The sequence below is a fragment of the Arthrobacter sp. Y3221157 genome, from assembly GCF_059089865.1.
Genome location: NZ_JBNHFD010000023.1, coordinates 14,040 through 31,409 on the forward strand (window position 1 = coordinate 14,040; position 17,370 = coordinate 31,409).

At 67.8% G+C, this 17,370-nt stretch carries 11 protein-coding genes, 2 tRNA genes and 1 pseudogene; 5 read left to right on the plus strand and 9 right to left on the minus strand.

The genetic code is table 11. The annotated features are described in order from the left end of the window. Positions 1–7: 7 nt before the first annotated feature. The 4 genes from AC5RTT_RS08620 to AC5RTT_RS08635 all read right to left on the minus strand — a co-directional run bounded on the left by AC5RTT_RS08620 (position 8) and on the right by AC5RTT_RS08635 (position 5,297). A complete protein-coding gene (locus AC5RTT_RS08620) occupies positions 8–2,863 on the minus strand; it encodes a hypothetical protein (protein WP_494144835.1) in 2,856 nt (951 codons plus the stop codon). Further along, positions 2,863–3,600, minus strand: a complete 738-nt coding sequence (locus AC5RTT_RS08625; protein WP_494144836.1) for an ABC transporter ATP-binding protein — start codon at positions 3,598–3,600, stop codon at positions 2,863–2,865. Before AC5RTT_RS08625 ends, AC5RTT_RS08620 begins: the two co-directional genes overlap by 1 nt. Then, entirely contained in the window at positions 3,597–4,196 is a 600-nt protein-coding gene (locus tag AC5RTT_RS08630) for a PadR family transcriptional regulator (protein WP_494144837.1), read from the minus strand. Before AC5RTT_RS08630 ends, AC5RTT_RS08625 begins: the two co-directional genes overlap by 4 nt. A gap of 117 nt (positions 4,197–4,313) precedes the next feature. After that, a complete protein-coding gene (locus AC5RTT_RS08635; RefSeq protein ID WP_494144838.1) occupies positions 4,314–5,297 on the minus strand; it encodes an NAD(P)H-quinone oxidoreductase in 984 nt (327 codons plus the stop codon). 107 nt (positions 5,298–5,404) lie between these two features. Here AC5RTT_RS08635 and AC5RTT_RS08640 point away from each other — a divergent pair. Together AC5RTT_RS08640 and AC5RTT_RS08645 are read left to right on the plus strand one after the other, a co-directional pair. Then, positions 5,405–5,492: transfer RNA gene (locus AC5RTT_RS08640), tRNA-Ser, on the plus strand. Positions 5,493–5,740: 248 nt separating this feature from the next. Further along, positions 5,741–7,825 (plus strand): annotated as a pseudogene (locus tag AC5RTT_RS08645) (bifunctional metallophosphatase/5'-nucleotidase); the annotation flags it as partial. A 144-nt stretch (positions 7,826–7,969) separates the two neighbouring features. On the opposite strand, the gene AC5RTT_RS08650 reads toward AC5RTT_RS08645, so the two are convergent. The 5 genes from AC5RTT_RS08650 to AC5RTT_RS08670 all read right to left on the minus strand — a co-directional run bounded on the left by AC5RTT_RS08650 (position 7,970) and on the right by AC5RTT_RS08670 (position 14,229). Continuing rightward, positions 7,970–8,893 (minus strand): TauD/TfdA dioxygenase family protein, encoded by a 924-nt coding sequence (locus AC5RTT_RS08650; RefSeq protein ID WP_494144839.1) that lies wholly within the window; start codon positions 8,891–8,893, stop codon positions 7,970–7,972. Between the two features lie 56 nt (positions 8,894–8,949). Next, positions 8,950–9,861 carry an ABC transporter permease gene (locus AC5RTT_RS08655; RefSeq protein WP_494144840.1) on the minus strand — a complete coding sequence of 304 codons (912 nt, stop codon included), beginning with the start codon at positions 9,859–9,861 and terminating at the stop codon, positions 8,950–8,952. After that, on the minus strand, positions 9,861–10,754 hold the full coding sequence (locus AC5RTT_RS08660) for an ABC transporter ATP-binding protein (RefSeq protein ID WP_494144841.1): 894 nt from the start codon (positions 10,752–10,754) through the stop codon (positions 9,861–9,863). The genes AC5RTT_RS08655 and AC5RTT_RS08660 overlap by 1 nt, the downstream gene beginning before the upstream one ends. 3 nt (positions 10,755–10,757) lie before the next feature. Next, complete coding sequence (locus tag AC5RTT_RS08665; RefSeq protein WP_494144842.1) at positions 10,758–11,837, minus strand: ABC transporter substrate-binding protein; 1,080 nt, start codon at positions 11,835–11,837, stop codon at positions 10,758–10,760. A 451-nt stretch (positions 11,838–12,288) separates the two neighbouring features. After that, positions 12,289–14,229, minus strand: coding sequence for an FAD/NAD(P)-binding protein (locus AC5RTT_RS08670; RefSeq protein WP_494144843.1), 1,941 nt, complete (start codon positions 14,227–14,229; stop codon positions 12,289–12,291). 68 nt (positions 14,230–14,297) lie between these two features. Between AC5RTT_RS08670 and AC5RTT_RS08675 the strand changes: the two genes are divergently transcribed. The 3 genes from AC5RTT_RS08675 to AC5RTT_RS08685 all read left to right on the plus strand — a co-directional run bounded on the left by AC5RTT_RS08675 (position 14,298) and on the right by AC5RTT_RS08685 (position 17,276). Further along, positions 14,298–16,556 (plus strand): prolyl oligopeptidase family serine peptidase, encoded by a 2,259-nt coding sequence (locus tag AC5RTT_RS08675; RefSeq protein WP_494144844.1) that lies wholly within the window; start codon positions 14,298–14,300, stop codon positions 16,554–16,556. Further along, positions 16,553–17,083 (plus strand): GNAT family N-acetyltransferase, encoded by a 531-nt coding sequence (locus tag AC5RTT_RS08680; RefSeq protein WP_494144845.1) that lies wholly within the window; start codon positions 16,553–16,555, stop codon positions 17,081–17,083. Before AC5RTT_RS08675 ends, AC5RTT_RS08680 begins: the two co-directional genes overlap by 4 nt. Before the next feature lie 104 nt (positions 17,084–17,187). Then, positions 17,188–17,276: transfer RNA gene (locus AC5RTT_RS08685), tRNA-Ser, on the plus strand. Positions 17,277–17,370: the final 94 nt, after the last annotated feature.

Here is a 17,370-nt window from a genome sequence, read left to right on the forward strand (position 1 = left end):
CCGCCGGCTACGCCCCCAACCCCCGCCGTGACGCCGGAAGGGCCGCCCGGGTGAACAGCCATGCCAGTGCCGAGCCCATTGCGGGAACGGCGAGCATCAGTGCCAGCAGCTGAAGCCACGGGACCTCCACCGCTGTCCGCATCTCCGTGGAGGCTGCGATGAGCACGGCAGGAACGGCCCCCGCGATGGTTCCGAGCGCGGCGCCCAGGCCGGAGGTGAAAAGTGCCTGCGCCGCCGCGAGCGCCTTACGGAGACGGGGCGAGGCTCCGACGCCGGCCAGGGTCACGTGGTCATTGCGCGCGTCAGCCAGTGCCAGGCCGGTAGTGATGCCGGCTGCACTCAGCGTTATCAGCGCGCTGGCCGCAACGATCAGCCAGAACATCCACTGGTCCTCCCGGGAGACCCCCGGTTCCACCCAGAACCCGGCTCCGGGCTGTTGATAGACACCTGCCACTGCCGCCGCCGCCGCATCAGTCTCGGCCGCTGACGGGCGCCGGTCCAGCTGGACCAGGAGCTCGGCAGGTTCCGCACGGAGGTCCAGGCGTTCAGCGGTCTGCGGGGATACGACGCCGTAGTAGGGCACCGCCTCCAGGGGTTCGACCGCAATGGCGGGCAAGGCGGTGCTGGTAACCGTTTCGTGGACCATGGAACCGTCCGACGGCGACCGCAGCTGCGTGCGGACGTCCTGTCCCAGCAGCGTGGCTTTCCCCTCCCGGACGAAGACCGGATTGGTCACCACCATGCCGCCGGCATCCAGCACCCCGAGGGCGTCAGCCCCCGCATCCGTGCCCAGCAACAACCGGATCTCCTCTTCGCCTCCCACCACGATGCCCCGCGGCGAAACGGATTCACGGATCATCGACCCGCGGCAGCGCCAGTCTCTCGGGTCCACCATCCTTCGCTGCGGCGTCATCGGACACTGATGCTCCGCCGGCACCGCAAGGGAATACATCATGCAGTTCGAATCCTCAGTCCGGACGGGAACCGACATATCCACGTCAGGGCCAAAGTCGCAGTCAATCGATCCCGGCGCAGTGATGGTTTTCGTCCAGGCAACAGCGTCCACCGCCTGCCCGACCCGGGAGGAAAGTTCAGCCGGATCCACTGCAACCGAGGGTTGCCTGCCGCCGTCCGCAAGGAACGGGGCGTCCACCTCCAGGGGCAGGCGGACCTGGTTTTCCAGCGCGCTCCACCAGTGGTTTTCCCGCATCGCCGCCTGCTGGCTGGCGGCCAGTACCAGGCCGGCGCTTGCCAGCGTTGCGGCAGCAAGCACCGCGGCCACCGCAGGGACCGTCCGGCCACGGTTCCGGGCGGAGTCGCGGGCGGCCATCCTCAGGGGCAGGGAAAGCCAGTGTGTCCGCGAGGTCAGCAGGCCAACCAGCCAACCGGTCAGCAGCACGAGTCCCGCAACAGCCAGCACCGCTCCGCCAATCAGCAGCCCGGCCACCAAGGGCAGTTGCTCCGCCTGGCGGTCAGGGTCCTTCACGGACTGCCCCAGCAGCCAGCCGGCAGCCAGCAGCCCCGCCGCCGCAGCCAGGAGCACGGCGCCCACGATGCTGGACCGCCTTCCGTTTCCGGCGGGAGCGCGGCCGGCTTTGAGGGCGCCGACCAGCGCCTGGCGGGCAACCAGGTTGGCCGGGGCCAGTGCCGCAAGGATGCACGCGGAAAGCCCCATAGCCATTGCAACGGACGTCAGCAAGGGATCCGCGTGCACTCCTGCCAGCCGGGGCGAGCCTGCGGCCCGCACCCAAAGCACGGCTGCAGCCGCGCCGCCGAATCCCAGGGCGGCTCCGGCCACAACAGCAATGGAACCCAGCCACAGGCCTCCCGCCGTGACCACCGAACGGACAGTGGGAGCTTCCGCGCCGGAGGCGGCCAGCAGCGCCAGTTCCCGCACCTGCCTCTTGGCTCCCACGGCGAAGGCAGCGCCGGCGAGCAGGCCCACCTCCAACAGGGCCAGGGCTCCCAGGAGGCCGAAGGTGCCGTAGACAGTCCAGATCTCAGCGGACGTGTCCCATACCTGGGCACCCGGGACCACCCGCTGCTCCTGCGGTGGCGGGTCCAGCACAACGCTGCGCGAGAGCACCCCCACACCCCGGCTGTTGGCCTCCCGGACCTGCTGCCAGCCGATCGGTTCCTGCCCCACCAGGTAGTAGGACACGGAGTGGGTCCGTTCGTCCGCGAGGACCGCTGCCGGCACCTGCCCGGGCTGGACATAGAGGAAGCTGTTGTTGTCGGAGGCGTCCGCGTCACGGAGGGTGCCCACCGGCACGAACGTTCCTGCCGACGTCGTAAATTCCTCGCCGAAGTCCAGGCCGAACCGTACCAGCAGTCCGCGCGAGACGAGGACTTCCCTGGTGGATTCCGGAGCCCGGCCGTCAAGGAGCGTGAACTTGCCGGTGAAGGCGGGGTGCAGCGCGTCCACGTGGACGCCGTTCACTGACACCAGCGCTTCCCCGAGGCGCGTGGTGAGCTGCAGCTGGCGCAACGGCAGTACCTCGTAGCCTTCCGGAAGGACTTCCTCAGGGGGCGTGGCAATGAAATCAGGATCCACGTTCCCGGGACTGGAGGCCGCCACCGAATCGTTCTGCGGGTCCTGGAGCGTCTGCGCGTTCACCACCGGCAGGGCGACGAACCGGGCCTGCGCATTGCCCAGCTCGAACCGGACAATCTCCTCCGGCGTCCTCAGCGAGCTTTGGTACAGGGTGGCCGCTCCGGTCATCCCAGCCACTGGCAGCATGATCAGCAGGACGATCAGGAACGACCGGCGCCGGTGGCGACGGATGTCGCGGCGGGCCATCCGCAGGGCAACACGGAAACTGCTCCGGCGGCCGCGAGGAGCCGGAGTAAGGTCAAGCGGCATCAGAGGCCGGCCTGCGCCAGGAGCATGGTGGGATCGTGCATGGCGGTGGCCTGGTCCACTATTCGCCCGTCGCGGAGGAACACCACCCGGTCCGCCCAGGCGGCATGCCGGGCCTCGTGGGTGACCAGCATGACGGCCGCCCCTGCATCTGCCCGCGAGCGCAGCACCTCCATGACGCCCTGGCCCGTGGTCGAGTCAAGGGCGCCTGTTGGCTCGTCCGCCAGGATCAGGCGCCGCTGCCCCACCACCGCGCGCGCAATGGCCACCCGCTGCTGCTGCCCGCCGGACATCTGGTCCATGAACCGGTCCGCCAGTTCCGGTATCCCTACCTGGCGGAGGGCGTCAGCCGCCTGCCGGCGGGCTTTCTTGAATGCGGTTCCGTCCAGTTCCAGCGGCAGGGCAACATTTTCTGCGGCGGTAAGGGTGGGGACGAGGTTGAAGTCCTGGAAGACGTACCCCACGGCACGCCGCCGCAGCCGGGCCAGTTCGTTCAGCCCCAGCCCGGCAAGGGGGGTTGATTCCACAAAGACGCCGCCCGACGTCGGCCTGTCCAGTCCGCCGGCCAGCGCGAGCAGCGATGACTTTCCGGACCCCGACGGCCCCATGACGGCCACGAACTCCCCCGCGCCGATGGTGAGGTTCACGTCCCGGAGTGCGGCGACCGCCGTCGCGCCCTCCCCGAAGGTCCTGCTGACCTTTGCAAGCTCCAGGACCTGCTGCGGCCCCCGGACGCTCACCGGCGGCTGTCCGCGTTGAGCGGGGCGGCGTCTTCCGTGACCCCGTTGGACGTCTTGCGTGCGGCAGTGGCGGCGGCCAGCTGGACCATCCTTGCCTCGCAGAGGTCCAGCCAGCGGACCTCCGCTTCCGTTTGGAAGATGAGGGAATCGAGGACCAGGAGCCAGGCTGTGTCACCGCTGCGCTGGCTGCCCGCCGTATCCCGGCGGGCCTTGGTGTAATCCTGCAGGGCGCGGATGGAAGCCACACGCTGGGCCTGGATGATGGCCTGGACGTCTACGCCCGGCAGCGTCACGGCAAGCGCCAGCTTGATGGCGAGTTCGTTCCGCGGCGGATTGGTGCGCACCACGGGAGCGGCGAACCAGCTCTGCACTTCCGCCATGCCTTCGGCGGTGATGCTGTACACCACGTGGCCCTCGCCGTCGTCGCCGTCCTTTGCCACCAGGCCGTCCCGCTCCAGCCGGTCCAGGGTGGTGTAGACCTGCCCGATGTTGAGGGGCCAGGTGGACCCGGTCCGGTTCTCGAACTCGACCCTGAGCTGATAGCCGTAGCGCGGCCGGTCCTGCAGCAGGGCGAGGAGGCTGTGACGGATGGACATGCTGCTCCTTCTGGCTGGTAGCAGCGGTATGCACGAACCCCCAAGACCCGTGCATACCGCGTATACGGGAAGCCTAGCCGCAGTCCGCGCGCAAAACAATACTGAGTATGTATCCCGCTACATAAGCAGCAGGATTTTGCCTACATGGTCGCCGCTGTCGAAGTACCGGTGGGCCGCCTGGACCTGGTCCAGCGGGAAGGTCTTGGCCACGAGCGGCCTGATCCGGCCGTCGCCGAGCAGCGGCCACACCGCTTCCCTGACCGCATTCATGATGGCGCCCTTCTCCTCCACCGGGCGGGGCCGAAGTGCCGTGGCCACCACGGCTGCACGCTTCTTCAGCAGCTGGCCCAGGTCCAGCTCCCCCTTGGTGCCGCCCTGGAGCCCTATGACCACGAGGCGCCCGTAGTCCGCCAGCGCGTCCACGTTCTGCGACAGGTACTTGGCCCCCACGACGTCGAGGATGACGTCCGCGCCTTTTCCGCCGTTTTGCCGGCGGAGGCTTTCGGGGAAATCTTCCTCCGCATAGTTGATGGCGATATCCGCGCCCAGGAAGGCCTTCGCCGTGCTCACCTTTTCATCCGTGCCGGCCGTCGTGGCCACCCGCGCCCCGAAGGCCTTTGCCAGCTGGATGGCCATGGTGCCGATCCCGCCGGTGGCGCCGTGGATGAGTACAGTCTCCCCCGGCTGGAGCTGGGCCGTCATGATCAGGTTGGAGTAGACCGTAGCCGCAACCTCCGGCAGCGACGCCGCCGTCACCAGGTCCACCCCCTCGGGCACCCGCAGGACCTGTTCGGCCCGGACCGCCACCTGCTGGGCGTAGCCGCCTCCCGCCAGCAGCGCCACCACCTTGTCGCCCACGGAGAAAGCCTTGGTCACCCCCGGCCCGAACCCGGCGATCCTGCCGGACACCTCGAGCCCGGGAATCTCGGACGCGCCCGGCGGCGGCGGGTAGAAACCCCGCCGCTGCTGCACGTCGGCACGGTTCAGGCCTGCGGCAACCACGTCGATGAGCACCTCGCCGGGGCCGGGCACCGGGGCATCGGCTTCGCGGACCTCCAGGACCTCCGGGCCGCCCGGTTCCGAAATAAAGACGGCTTTCATGGACCACTTCCGTTTCTGACTCAATACTGGCTGCAACCAGTGTGCACCGGACACCTTCCAGGCTCTGTTTTGTTGCAGGCAAGCGCCTATGAAACACTACTAGCTGAGGAAGGTTGTCCGAGCGGCCGAAGGAGCTGGTCTTGAAAACCAGTGTGCGGTAACCCCGTACCAAGAGTTCGAATCTCTTACCTTCCGCAAAGAGGGCCCCTGTCCGCCAGCCCGCTGGCCGGCAGGGGCCCTTGCTTTTGCCCTCCACCGTGCCATAAACCACCAGCAGCATCACCGGAACCAGGCTACGGGGGCTCCAGGCCGGTGGGCGGTCCGTTCCGCTGGGGGACGTCCCGCCGAATGCACGCCCTAGCCACTTTGCGTTCATTCAGCTCTGTTGTGATGTGCCGGAAATACCCACTTGACCAGGAGCCGGGTCCGGGCCACTTGTCCGCAACATCACCAACTACTACGCCCCGGACCCGTTCCGTGCCAGTGACCACGATCCAGTGGTGGTGGGCCTGGACCTGGGTTCCACTCCTGCCACCGTCGACCTGAACTTCCTGGGGATCAACGACTTCCACGGCAGGATCGACGCCAACACCGTCCAGTTCGCCGGAACCATCGAGAAGCTCCGCGCCGCTGCCGCCCCTGGCGCCACGGCGTTCCTCTCCGCCGGAGACAACATCGGTGCGTCGCTGTTCGCCTCCGCTGTGGCCAAGGACCAGCCCACCATCGACGTGCTGAATGCCCTGGAGCTGCAGGCATCGGCCGTGGGCAACCACGAGTTCGACGGCGGATGGGCGGACCTGCGCGAGCGCGTCATCGCCGGCGGCGCTAATGCGAAGTTCCCCTACCTTGGCGCCAACGTTTACCGCAAGGGCACCACTGAGCCGGTGTTGCCGGAGTTCACCGTGCTGGACATGAACGGCATCAAGGTGGCCGTCATCGGCACCGTCACCCAGGAGGTCCCCTCCCTGGTGACCCCGGCCGGCATCGCAGACCTTGAGTTCGGGGACCCGGTGGATGCCATCAACCGGGCAGCCGCCAGGATCACCGCGGAGAACCTGGCCGACGTCATCATCGTGGAAAACCACGACGGCGCCGGCTCGGGTGTGGTGGAAGGTTCAACCTTGGCCGAGGAAGTGGCAGCGGGCGGCCCCTTCGCCAAGCTGGTCACCGAAACGTCCGCCGACGTGGATGCGATCTTCACCGGCCACACGCACAAGGAATACGCCTGGGACGCCCCCGTTCCTGGCGTCGAGGGCAAGACACGTCCCATCGTGCAGACCGGCAACTACGGCGAGAACGTGGGCCACATCCAGCTGACAGTAGACACCGCCACCAAAGGGGTGACGGCGTCCAAGGGCAGCAACGTCAGGCGGACCACCGATCCCGCCGCCGGCCTGATCGCCGCCGCCTACCCGCGGGTCGCCGCCGTCGACGTCATTGTCCAGAAAGCCCTGGCCGACGCTGCCGTGATCGGCAACGAGCGGGTCGGTTCCGTCACCGCTGACATCACCACGGCGTTCAGGACTGACGCCACCGGCGCGCCAAAGCGGGACGACCGCTCGAGCGAGTCCACCCTCGGCAACCTCGTGGCCGACTCGCTGCTTGCTTCCCTGCAGCCGGCCGGACTGGGCGGCGCGGAAATCGGCGTGGTCAACGCCGGCGGACTGCGGAACGAGCTCTACTACGCCCCGGACGGCACCATCACCTACGCCGAGGCCAACGCGGTACTGCCGTTCGTGAACAACCTGTGGACCACTTCCCTGACCGGTGCCCAGTTCAAGACGTTGCTGGAACAACAGTGGCAGACCAACGCGGACGGCACGGTTCCCAGCCGCGCCTACATCCAGCTGGGCCTGTCGAAGAACGTGAACTACACCTTCGACGCCGCCCGCGCTGCCGGTGACCGCATCACTTCGGTCCGGGTCAACGGGGAACTGCTTGACCCGGCGAAGTCCTACCGGGTGGGCACGTTCAGCTTCCTGGCCACCGGTGGGGACAACTTCCGGGTCTTTACCGAAGGCGCCAACACCCGTGACTCCGGGCTGGTGGACCGGGACGCGTGGATCAGCTACCTGCAGGAGAGCAGTCCGGTATCGCCGGACTTCGCCCGCCGCTCCGTGGCCGTCACCAACAGCACTCCCGCAAAGGTCAACCCGGGCGAACCCGTTACGCTGACGGTTTCCAAGCTGGACCTGACGTCGCTGGGCAGCCCGGCCAACACCTCCCTGGCGGCGGTGTTCACCGATGCCGCCGGTGTAGTGACAGACCTTGGCGCCGTGCCGGTCGCTTCCGGGTCTGCTTCTGTGAACCTGGCCGTCCCCGCACGCGCGGCAGCCGGCACCGGAACCCTGGTGCTGACCGCCGCCGAGTCCGGCACCGTGGTGAAGGTCGGCGTGCAGGTGGCCACTGACGGTCCCGTCCCGCCGGTGTGCACCGCTCCGGCCAAACCCGCCCAGTGGTACGACGTCCTGGGCTGGATCCGTTACGGCATTGCCTGGCTCCAGTACCAGCAGTGCCTGCGCGGCTGATACCTGGCTGAACAAGAAAGCGCCCCGCGTTGGTCCCGGGCTTCCCGGACCCGAACGTGGGGCGCTTTCTGCTGGGAGTTCTTGTCCAGATATGGTGACTTCCGGACAGGTTATCCCGCCATATCTGGAGAAAAACTCCGGGGTCTAGGGGAGGACCACCGTTTCCGAGTAGGTGGATGAATCCCCCTTGATTGCGGTGCTGCTGCGGCCGTCCACGCCCACCGGGACATCCCCCGCAATGGTCACCCGGTTCAGCTTCCGCGGCTGGCCATCGTAGTTGTCCGGGGCGTAGTGCTGGGTGATCCGGTTGTCGAAGAGCACCAGCTGGTCAGGTTCCCAGTTCACCCGGACCACGTTTTCGGGCCTGGTGACGTAGGCCTGCAGCAGGCGGAGGATGTCCCTGGACTCGGTGTTGGACAGCCCCACGATCCGCAGGCGCTGCGCGAAGCCGCCGATGAAGAGCCCGCGCTCCCCGGTCAGCGGGTGGACTCGGACCACGGGGTGGGCGGTTTCGAAGTGGATCCTGGTGAATTCCTTGCGCCGCTCCTCCGCATTGGCGTGTTCCAGGTTCTTGGGCACGGAGTAGTCGTAGTCGTTGGTGTGGATGGCCCAGAGGGTGTCGGCGAAGTTCCGCAGCTCCTCGGGCAGGTCGCGGTAAGCCCCCGCCGAGGAGGCGATGAGCGTTTCACCGCCGTACGGCGGCAGCGTAATGCTGCGCAGCGTTGATGCCTGCGGCGGGTTCACCACGAACGTCACATCGGTGTGCCAGTTGTTGGCGCTGCCGTTTTCGCTGTCCACCGGCAGGACGGCGGGTTTGCCATCGACGGAGGCAACGGTGGGGTGCGCCTTGGTGAGCGGGCCGAAGTAGCTTGCGAACCGGACCTGGTCCTCGTCGGTGCGGATGTTCGCCTTCCGGAACACCAGGGCCTTATGGACGTTGAGGGCTTCGCGGATCTGGGCCACTGTGCCAGGGCTGAGCTCCGCGCCCAGGTCCAGGCCGCTGATTTCGGCGCCGATGCGGGACCCGAGCTTGGTGAATTCGAGTTTGGTTTCGGTAATGGTGGTCATGGTCGGTGTCCTTTTCAGTCAGTGTCAGTGTTGTCAGGGTTTGGGAACGGGGAAGGTCAGTTGCCGGCGCCGACGGCGGTGCGCCAGCGGGAGAAGTGGCGTTCCAGTGCCACCAGCAGGATGTTGACGAGAAGGCCCAGCACGGAGACGGTGAGGATGCCTGCGTACATGTCCGGGATGAGGAAGCTCATCTGGGCATTGACGATCAGGTATCCGAGCCCGGCCTTTGCGCCCACCATTTCCGCGGCAATCAGCACCAGGATCGATGAGGTGCCTGCCATCCTGATCCCGGTGAAGATGGTGGGCACCGCCGATGGAAGGATGACTTTCTGGAAGAGCCGGAAGCTGTTCAGCCCCAGGGACCTGGCAGCGCGGACCAGCAGCGGGTCCACCGTGCGGACACCGGCGATCGTATTGAGCAGCACCGGGAAGAACGCGGCGTAGGCCACGATGGTGATCTTGGATTCCTCGCCGATGCCCAGCAGGAGCGTGAAGACCGGCAGCAGGGCGAGGGTTGCGGTGTTGCGGAAGAGTTCCAAAAGCGGGTTCAGGAACGAGTTCAACCAGCCGTACCAGGCGATCAGCAGCCCCAGGGCAACGGCGGACACCACCGCGATGCCGAACCCGGAAACGGAACGGGTGAGGCTGGCCTGCAGGTGGTTCTGCAGCTGCCCGGTCTCCACCAGCCTGGCCCCCGCCGCGAGGACTTCGTGCAGCGGCGGGAGGAACACCCGGGTGGACGGGCCGGCCAAGTACTGGGGACCGAACTCCCACAGCGCCAGGAACAGCAGGACTGCCAGCGACTTCCAGGCCGCGCGTATGGCCAGGTTCGCTGCGGCACCCAACCTTCCTGCCGGCGTCGGGCGTTCCCTCCTGGCGGGACCGGAGGGAGCCAGCGGTTCGGCGGGATGTGGTGCGGGTTCGACGGCGGCGCTCCCCTGTGGGGGCCGGCTTAGGACGGTGCTCATCAGGCGGCGTTCCTTTCGAGGGGGTGTTCATCGGGGGCTGTGCCGTCCGGGAGGATCTTCCGGTGGCCCGAGTCCTGGGCCAGCCGGACTTCGTCGTGCAGCAGGGACCAGACCTGGTGGCGGTGCTCCACGAACGCGGGGTGGGAGCGGACATCCGCCTCGCCCCCGCGGTCCGGAATATTGATGTCCACGATTTCCTTGAGCCTGCCGGGCCTGGCGCTCAGGACCGCCACCCGCTGGCCGAGATACACCGCCTCATCAATCCCGTGCGTGATGAAGACGATGGTTTTCCCCGTCGCCTGCCAGATCCGCAGGAGTTCGTCCTGAAGCTGCTCACGGGTCTGGGCGTCCAGCGCCGCAAAGGGCTCGTCCATCAGGAGGACGTCCGGCTCATAGGCGAGGCTCCTGGCAATGGCCACGCGCTGCTTCATACCGCCGGACAGTTCATGCGGATACCGGTCCTCGAACCCGGCCAGGCCCACCAGGTCCAGGTACTTGCTTGCCGTCGCCGCCCGGTCCTTCCGGGACAACCCGCGGTTCTCAAGGCCGATCGAGACGTTCGCTGACGCAGTCCGCCAGGGAAAAAGGGCGTACTGCTGGAACACGACGGCCCGGTCTTGGCCGGGCCCGGTGACTTCCTTTCCATCCACCAAGACTTTGCCGGACGTGGGACGGGACAGGCCGGCCAGCAGGTCCAGGAGGGTGGTCTTGCCGGAACCGCTGGGCCCCACCAGTGTGAGGAATTCACCGGCTGCCACGTCCAGGCTGAGGTCATCCAAGGCGGTCAGGACGGCGGTCTCCGGCTGGCTGCCGATTCTCCTTCCCCGGCTGTTCCTTCCCTGCCGGACGGCGAACTCTTTGGTGACGTGTTGAAGGCTGATTTTGGAGGTCATGGGTTATCCCTTGGACTGTGCAGCCGGAGCGGTTGTCTCCAACTGGTTGAATTCGTTGGTGTAGAGCTTTGCCGTGTCCAGGCCGCCGCTGATGATCCCTGCGGACTTCAGGTAATCGGACCAGCGGGTGAAGTCGTTATCCGAGATGCGCCCCCCGGGTGAGGCCACTCCCACGCTCTTCCAGTACTTGAGCGCCTCGGTGCTTTCGTTCCGTCCGCGCTTGGCGATGATCTCCTCGAATTTGGCAATGACCTGTTCACGGGGTGTGTTGCGTTCCCACTCGATTGCCTTGGCCACGCCAGTCACCAGCGTGCGGCTGGTCTCCGGGTTCTTTGCCAGGAAGTCTTTGCGCAGGACGTACTGGCCGGCGTCGAACGGCCCCCCAATGACCCCGACGTCGGTAAACAGGGCCCGGATGCCCCCTTCGGCGAGCGCCCGGTCCTGGAGCACCCCGCCCAGGGTGCCTACGTCCACCTGCTTCTTGCGCAGGGCCACCTCGGTTTCGTTGGGCGGTACCACCACCAGCTGGACCTGCTTGATTTCCTCGGGCGTCAGTCCGCTGTTCTTCAGGTGCGTGGTGATGACTGCCTCATGGTGGGCGCCCAGGGTGTTCACCGCGATCTTCTTGCCGATCAGGTCGCGGGCGCTGGTGATGGGGCTGCCTTCCTCCACGTAGTACCCGGTGAACGTGTCCTTGTCCTCGCCGTAGTAGTTGATAACGGCCTGGACGGGGGCGCCCGCTTCGATCAGCTTGATCACCGCTCCGGTGAAGGCGCCGCCGATGTCCGTCTGGTCCGTGGCAACGGACTGGATGCTCTGCGGGCCGCTGGTGGTGTTGCTGACCCACTGGAGCTTGACGTCGCCGAGGTACCCCAGGTCCTCGGCCACCTCCAGCAGGGAGACGGTGTTGGGTGAGCCCTGGTAACGGACGGTCTTCACTTCGGTGCCGCCGCTTCCCGCCGATTCCGCGGTGGCGCTGCCGCCGCACCCGGACATCACCAGCGACAGTGCCGCGGCGGCGGCCACTGCGGCTGCCTTGCTTGCGGCGGTGATTCGTCTTGCGGGCAGGAGTCGGTTTTTCATCGGGGGTCTTTCTGCAGTCGGTTGGGTCCGGGCCGGCTGGCTCGTGGCAACCACTAGAACAGAGTGGAATCCGAAGCAGAAGGGGCGCCTTCACGGCGGGAAACGGCAGGAAATTTCAGGTTTTCCCGGGTCATGATTGGCCCCAAAACGTCTCCCGGGTAAGGCCGTGGACGCATGTTGCAACACTCCTACACGGCGGTTAACCGGCGGCAACGCTGGGCCACGGTGCGGGGTAACGGAGGGTCACGTCGCTTCACCTGGTGACATACGGGCCCGTACGTGCGGGGGCTTGGCGCCCATCACGGCCATGAAGGGGACCTGATGGGCGCCGCCGTCGTCAAGTCCTGCGCTGCGTGGCAGGCCTGCCGGTGGGAAATCCGTCCCGAATATTTCTCGTGGTGCAGCGCCTTTTGTTACGCCGCAGCGAGAGGTTCCCGATGCGGGCGGCCGGTCAGCGGCCGAGGATGGCGGCGGCTATCTCGTCGGCGTCGCGGAGGGTCCGCTGGCCGCTCCGGTAGACGGGGTACCCGGGGTGGGCAGCCTCGGCGGCGATGGCCGTCCCCCACTGGTTGGAGGAGAGCTGAAGGCCCAGGACATAGATGCCCTCGGTGACGGCGCCGTTTGCCGCCACAGGCCGGTACGGGTGGGGCACCACGTCCAGGCCGGTGGACTGGACGGGCGCACCCTCGGCGGTCATCATCAGGCGGGGCCGGACCGCGCCGTCACCCAGCAGCTGCCCGAGGAGTGGCGAGTCGTTGGCCGAGACCCTGTTGCCGGGGGCCAGGGCTTCCACCATGGTGGGCGCGGCAGCCGGCGGACCGTCCACCCAGGGTGAGGACGCGGTGAACATCCGGGTCCTGCGGTCAACGCCGAACTTCGGGTCCGGGCCCACAAAGCTGACAATTCCGGCCCGGGCCAGCGCGGCCAGCTGCTCGGAGCGCAGGGCCGGAGGCCCGCTGGCAAGGCCCTCAACGAAGGACTCAAACCAGCCACGCAGTCCGGCCACCCAGGACGCCTCGGTGATGCCGCCGTCGGCCACTGCGGTCTTGAGGACGGCGCGCCCGTGGTGCAGGGCGCCGATGGCCATCTTGACGGGGTCGTCCTCGCCAAGGGCTGAGCGGCGGGCATCGTCCAGCAGGTACTCCACCACGGCGGCGTCGAGTTCCCTCCGGGAACCAAACGTCCTTCCTGCCAGGGGTGCCGCGAGCGCGGGAAGGTCCAGCCTGTGCCGCGGTCCCACATGGACTGCCAGCACGCTCTCCACGCTGTCCTCCCAGTTGGCCGCCGAATGCGCGTGCGGGTGCAGCGCTTCTTCGAGGGCGGCAAGGAAGGCAGCCCTGTCCGGGACGGCGGCGGGCTGCGAGCGGACCAGCGTGGAGTAGTAGGCCCAAAGAGTGTCGCGGTGCAGCAGCGGCCACAGGTCATGGTCGAACCCGGGCCGGATGCCGGCCCTGCGGAACCGCTCCAGCGCCGCCTCGGTGAGGTAGCGGAGGGTGACCGACGCCGGATAGTAGCCTTCCAGCGCCGCCTTGGCCCGGTACGGGGTACCGCGCCGGGAGGCCGCGATGATCAGCGGCTCCTGGCCGGACGGTTCATACTCCAGCCGTCCCCCGCCGGATACGAACTTTCCGCCGCGGCCCTCGGTGAGCTGCACCATCGTGTCGAAGAAGTTCAACCCCATGCCGCGGACCAGGACGGGTTCGCCGGCAGGGATCCGGGACCAGTCCACGTCGGCGGGTGCCGCCGGGGGCAGGTACTGCAGTCCCAGTTGCTCCGCCGCCGCCTGCAGCTCGCGCTGTTCGGGGTTGAGCCTGGACGGGATGTGGCCCAGCGCGAGCACCACGGAGCCGGTGCGGAGCGTCTCCCCGGTGGCCAGGCCGACGTCGAACGTTCCGTCCGCTGCGGGGCGGACCGACATGGCGGACGTTTCGTGGAACTGGACGGTGACGCCGTCGGGCGCGTTGTCCAGCAGGTCCTCCAGGGTGGAGCGCAGGTACCTGCCGTACAGGGCGCGGCTGGGAAAGTCATTGGATTGCAGCACCGCGAGTTCCGCGCGCTCGTCCGCGGTCAGGGACGGCAGCGGGTTGCGCTGCTGCCGCTCCCGCCACCTGTCGAACGAGGTGCCTGCCAGCGGCGCCGGAAGCGACGGGTCCTCCGGAATGAGCGTGGGGTAGAAGGACTGGGTGTTCATCAGGAACAGCCGCGACTGCTGCGGCTGCCAGACATGCCCCGGCCCGGCCGGGTAGGGATCCACGACGTCGATGTGGAGCCGGAGGGCCCCGCCGTCACTGGCGCGGCGGGCGGCGGAGTGCGCGAGCAGGCGTTCCAGCACGCTGGTGCCGCGGGGGCCGGCACCAATGATGGCGGCCCGGATGCTCTGCGTATTTTCCACGGCATCCAGACTATCCGCTGCCAGCTGAACGCCTTGCCCGCCGGCACCGATGTTGTTTGGATGGGCGAATGACCACCACTGCAGCTGATTCAGCGTCCGTTCCGGGTTCCGGGGCCAGCCCCGGGAGCGCGCCTGCGGGCACCGCGCCGGAGCCCATCGACGAAAACGTGTGGCTCGAGGACATCTACGGCGAAGAGCAGCTTGCTTGGGTCAAGGAGCAGAACTCCCGCACGGAGGACCTGCTCGAGGACGCGGACTATGCGGCGCTTGAGGGCAGCATCCTGGAAGTCCTCGACTCCACGGACCGCATCGCCATGGTGGGTAAGCGCGGCAACTGGTACTACAACTTCTGGAAGGACCAGCAGAACCCCAAGGGCCTGTGGCGCCGGACCACCTGGGAAAGCTACTGCACTGACTCCCCCGAGTGGGACGTCCTGCTGGACGTGGACGCGCTGTCCGCCGCCGAAGGCGAGGAGTGGGTGTTCCATGGAGCCACGTTCCTCCGGCCGGCGACCGGCGACCCCTACCGCCTGGCCCTCCTGGCGCTCTCCCCCGACGGCGGCGACGCCAACCGCTACCGCGAATTCGACGTCGAGACCCGCTCCTTCGTGGACCCCACGCGGGGCGGCTTCGACCTGCCCACTGCCAAGGGCAACGTGTCATGGCTGGACGCGGACACCCTGCTGGTCGCCTCCACGGCCGAAGGGCTGCCCAGGACGGCGTCCTCCTACGCCCGCACCGCGGTAACCCTCCGACGCGGCGCCAGCCTCGCGTCGGCTCCCCGGCTCTTTGAGGTCCCCGAAGACCACATGATGGCAGTGATGGCCCACGATTCAACTCCCGGCTTTGAACGCACCTTCGCCGTGGACTACATCGACTTCTTCAACCGCACCAACCTGGTGCTCCGCGGCGGGGAATGGGTGGCGATCGACGTCCCCACCGACGTCAACGTCAGCGCGCACCGCGAGTGGCTGCTGTTCCGCCCGCAGCAGGACTGGATCCTGGCCGGCACCACCTATCCGGCCGGATCGCTGCTGGCCGCGGCGTTCGAGGACTACCTGGCCGGCAGCCGCCGCCTGTCCGTCCTGTTCACGCCGGATGCCCGCACCTCGCTGCAGTCCTGGAGCTGGACGCGCAACTTCCTGCTGCTGAATCTCCTTCGTGACGTCTCGTCCGAAATCCGGGTCCTCGACCCGTCCCGCCCCGTGGCAGGTGCCGACAGCGCGGCGGGCGCCTGGGCGTCCACTCCCCTGGACGCCTGCCCGCCCCTGCACGACGTCAACGCCTACGCCGTGGACGATGAGGACGAAACTGCGGCCGACGGCGGTGCGGGCGACGACTTCTGGCTCGTCGCCACCGGGTTCACCACCCCCAGCACGCTGATGCGGGGGAACCTGGAACGCAACCATGACGACGGCGGGCAGCCCGGCGTGGTAAGCCGGCACGCGGTGGTGAAGGCATCGCCGTCGTTCTTTGCGGACAGCGAGTACGAAGTGCAGCAGCATTTCGCGGTGTCCGAGGATGGAACACGCGTCCCCTATTTCCAGGTGTCCGCCCGGAACCTGCCACTGGACGGCCAGAACCCCACCCAGCTGTCGGGCTATGGCGGGTTCGAGATCTCCCGGACGCCTGCCTACAGCGGCACCGTGGGTAGGGCGTGGCTGGAGCGCCGGACAGCGGGCCCCGCCGGCCGCGGCGACGGGCATTCGCGCGGCGGGGTCTACGTGGTGGCCAACATCCGCGGCGGCGGTGAATACGGTCCGTCCTGGCACCGAGCGGCCCTCAAGGAGAACCGGCACAAGGCGTATCAGGACTTCGCCGCTGTGGCCCGCGACCTCATCAACCGCGGTGTCACCTCCCGGGAGCGGCTGGGCTGCGTGGGTGGCTCCAACGGCGGGCTGCTGGTGGGGAACATGCTCACCCGGTACCCGGAACTGTTCGGCGCCGTCTCCTGCGGCGTGCCCCTGCTGGACATGCGGCGCTACACCAAACTGTCCGCCGGCCACTCCTGGATCGCGGAGTACGGCGACCCGGATGTGCCGGAGCAGTGGGAGTACATCAGGACCTTCTCCCCCTACCACCTGCTCCGGGACGGGGTGGAGTACCCCGAAACGTTCATCTGGACCGCCACCTCCGATGACCGGGTGGGGCCTGTCCAGGCCCGGAAGATGGCAGCCCGCATGCTGGCCATGGGCATCCCGAACGTCTGGTTCCATGAGGCCCTGGAGGGCGGCCACGCCGGTGCGTCCGACAACCGGCAAGCCGCCGCGCTGCAGGCACGCAGCCAGCATTTCCTGTGGAAGGCGCTGGCGGGCGGGTTGTCGTGACGCCAGGATTGTCGGTGCGGCGGGCCGTCGCCGCCGACGTGGAGGCGCTGGCCGAGGTGCACATCCGCTGCTGGCGGGAAACGTACCGCGGGATGCTCTCCGACGCCTTCCTGTCCGGGGTGGATCAGGCCAACCGGCTGGAGTTGTGGCGGATGTTGCTGGACCGTCCCGAGCCCGCGGCAGCGTGGGTGGCGTGCGATGACGGGACAGTGGTCGGATTCGCGGGTGTCCGGTGGGATCCCGCCCCGGGTTCCCCGCAAGGGCATCCACCGCCGGCCTCCGGAGACTTCCAGCTGTGGGGACTGTACCTGCTGGCCTCGCACCAGGGCCTGGGACTGGGCCGGCGGTTGCTGGAAACGGCACTTGGAAATGAAGCGGCCAGCTTGTGGGTGGCGGCCGACAACAGCCGTGCCATCGGTTTCTACCGCCGGTTCGGCTTTGAACCTGACGGCGCCGAAGATGTCCTGGCCGAGTGGGAGAACCTGCGCGAGATCCGGATGGTGCGGCCCGCGCAGCCCGCCGCCTGAGTTCCGCTGTTGCACACCGTGTCTGTTGGCGTTGCGCCTGCTTCGCGGCGTTTTGCACTGGGTGCCCGAATCTGCGTATCCTTGGTGGGCTAGGAATAGCAATTGGAGACGTGCCAGAGCGGCCGAATGGACTTCACTGCTAATGAAGGGTCGGGGTTAAACTCGACCGGGGGTTCAAATCCCCCCGTCTCCGCGTTTGGCCCCGGTCCCTGGACCGGGGCCTTTTGCGTTCCCGGGCCGTGTCCGGGCCGTCCGGGGACCGGACACCGCACTGCTGCAGGCTACTC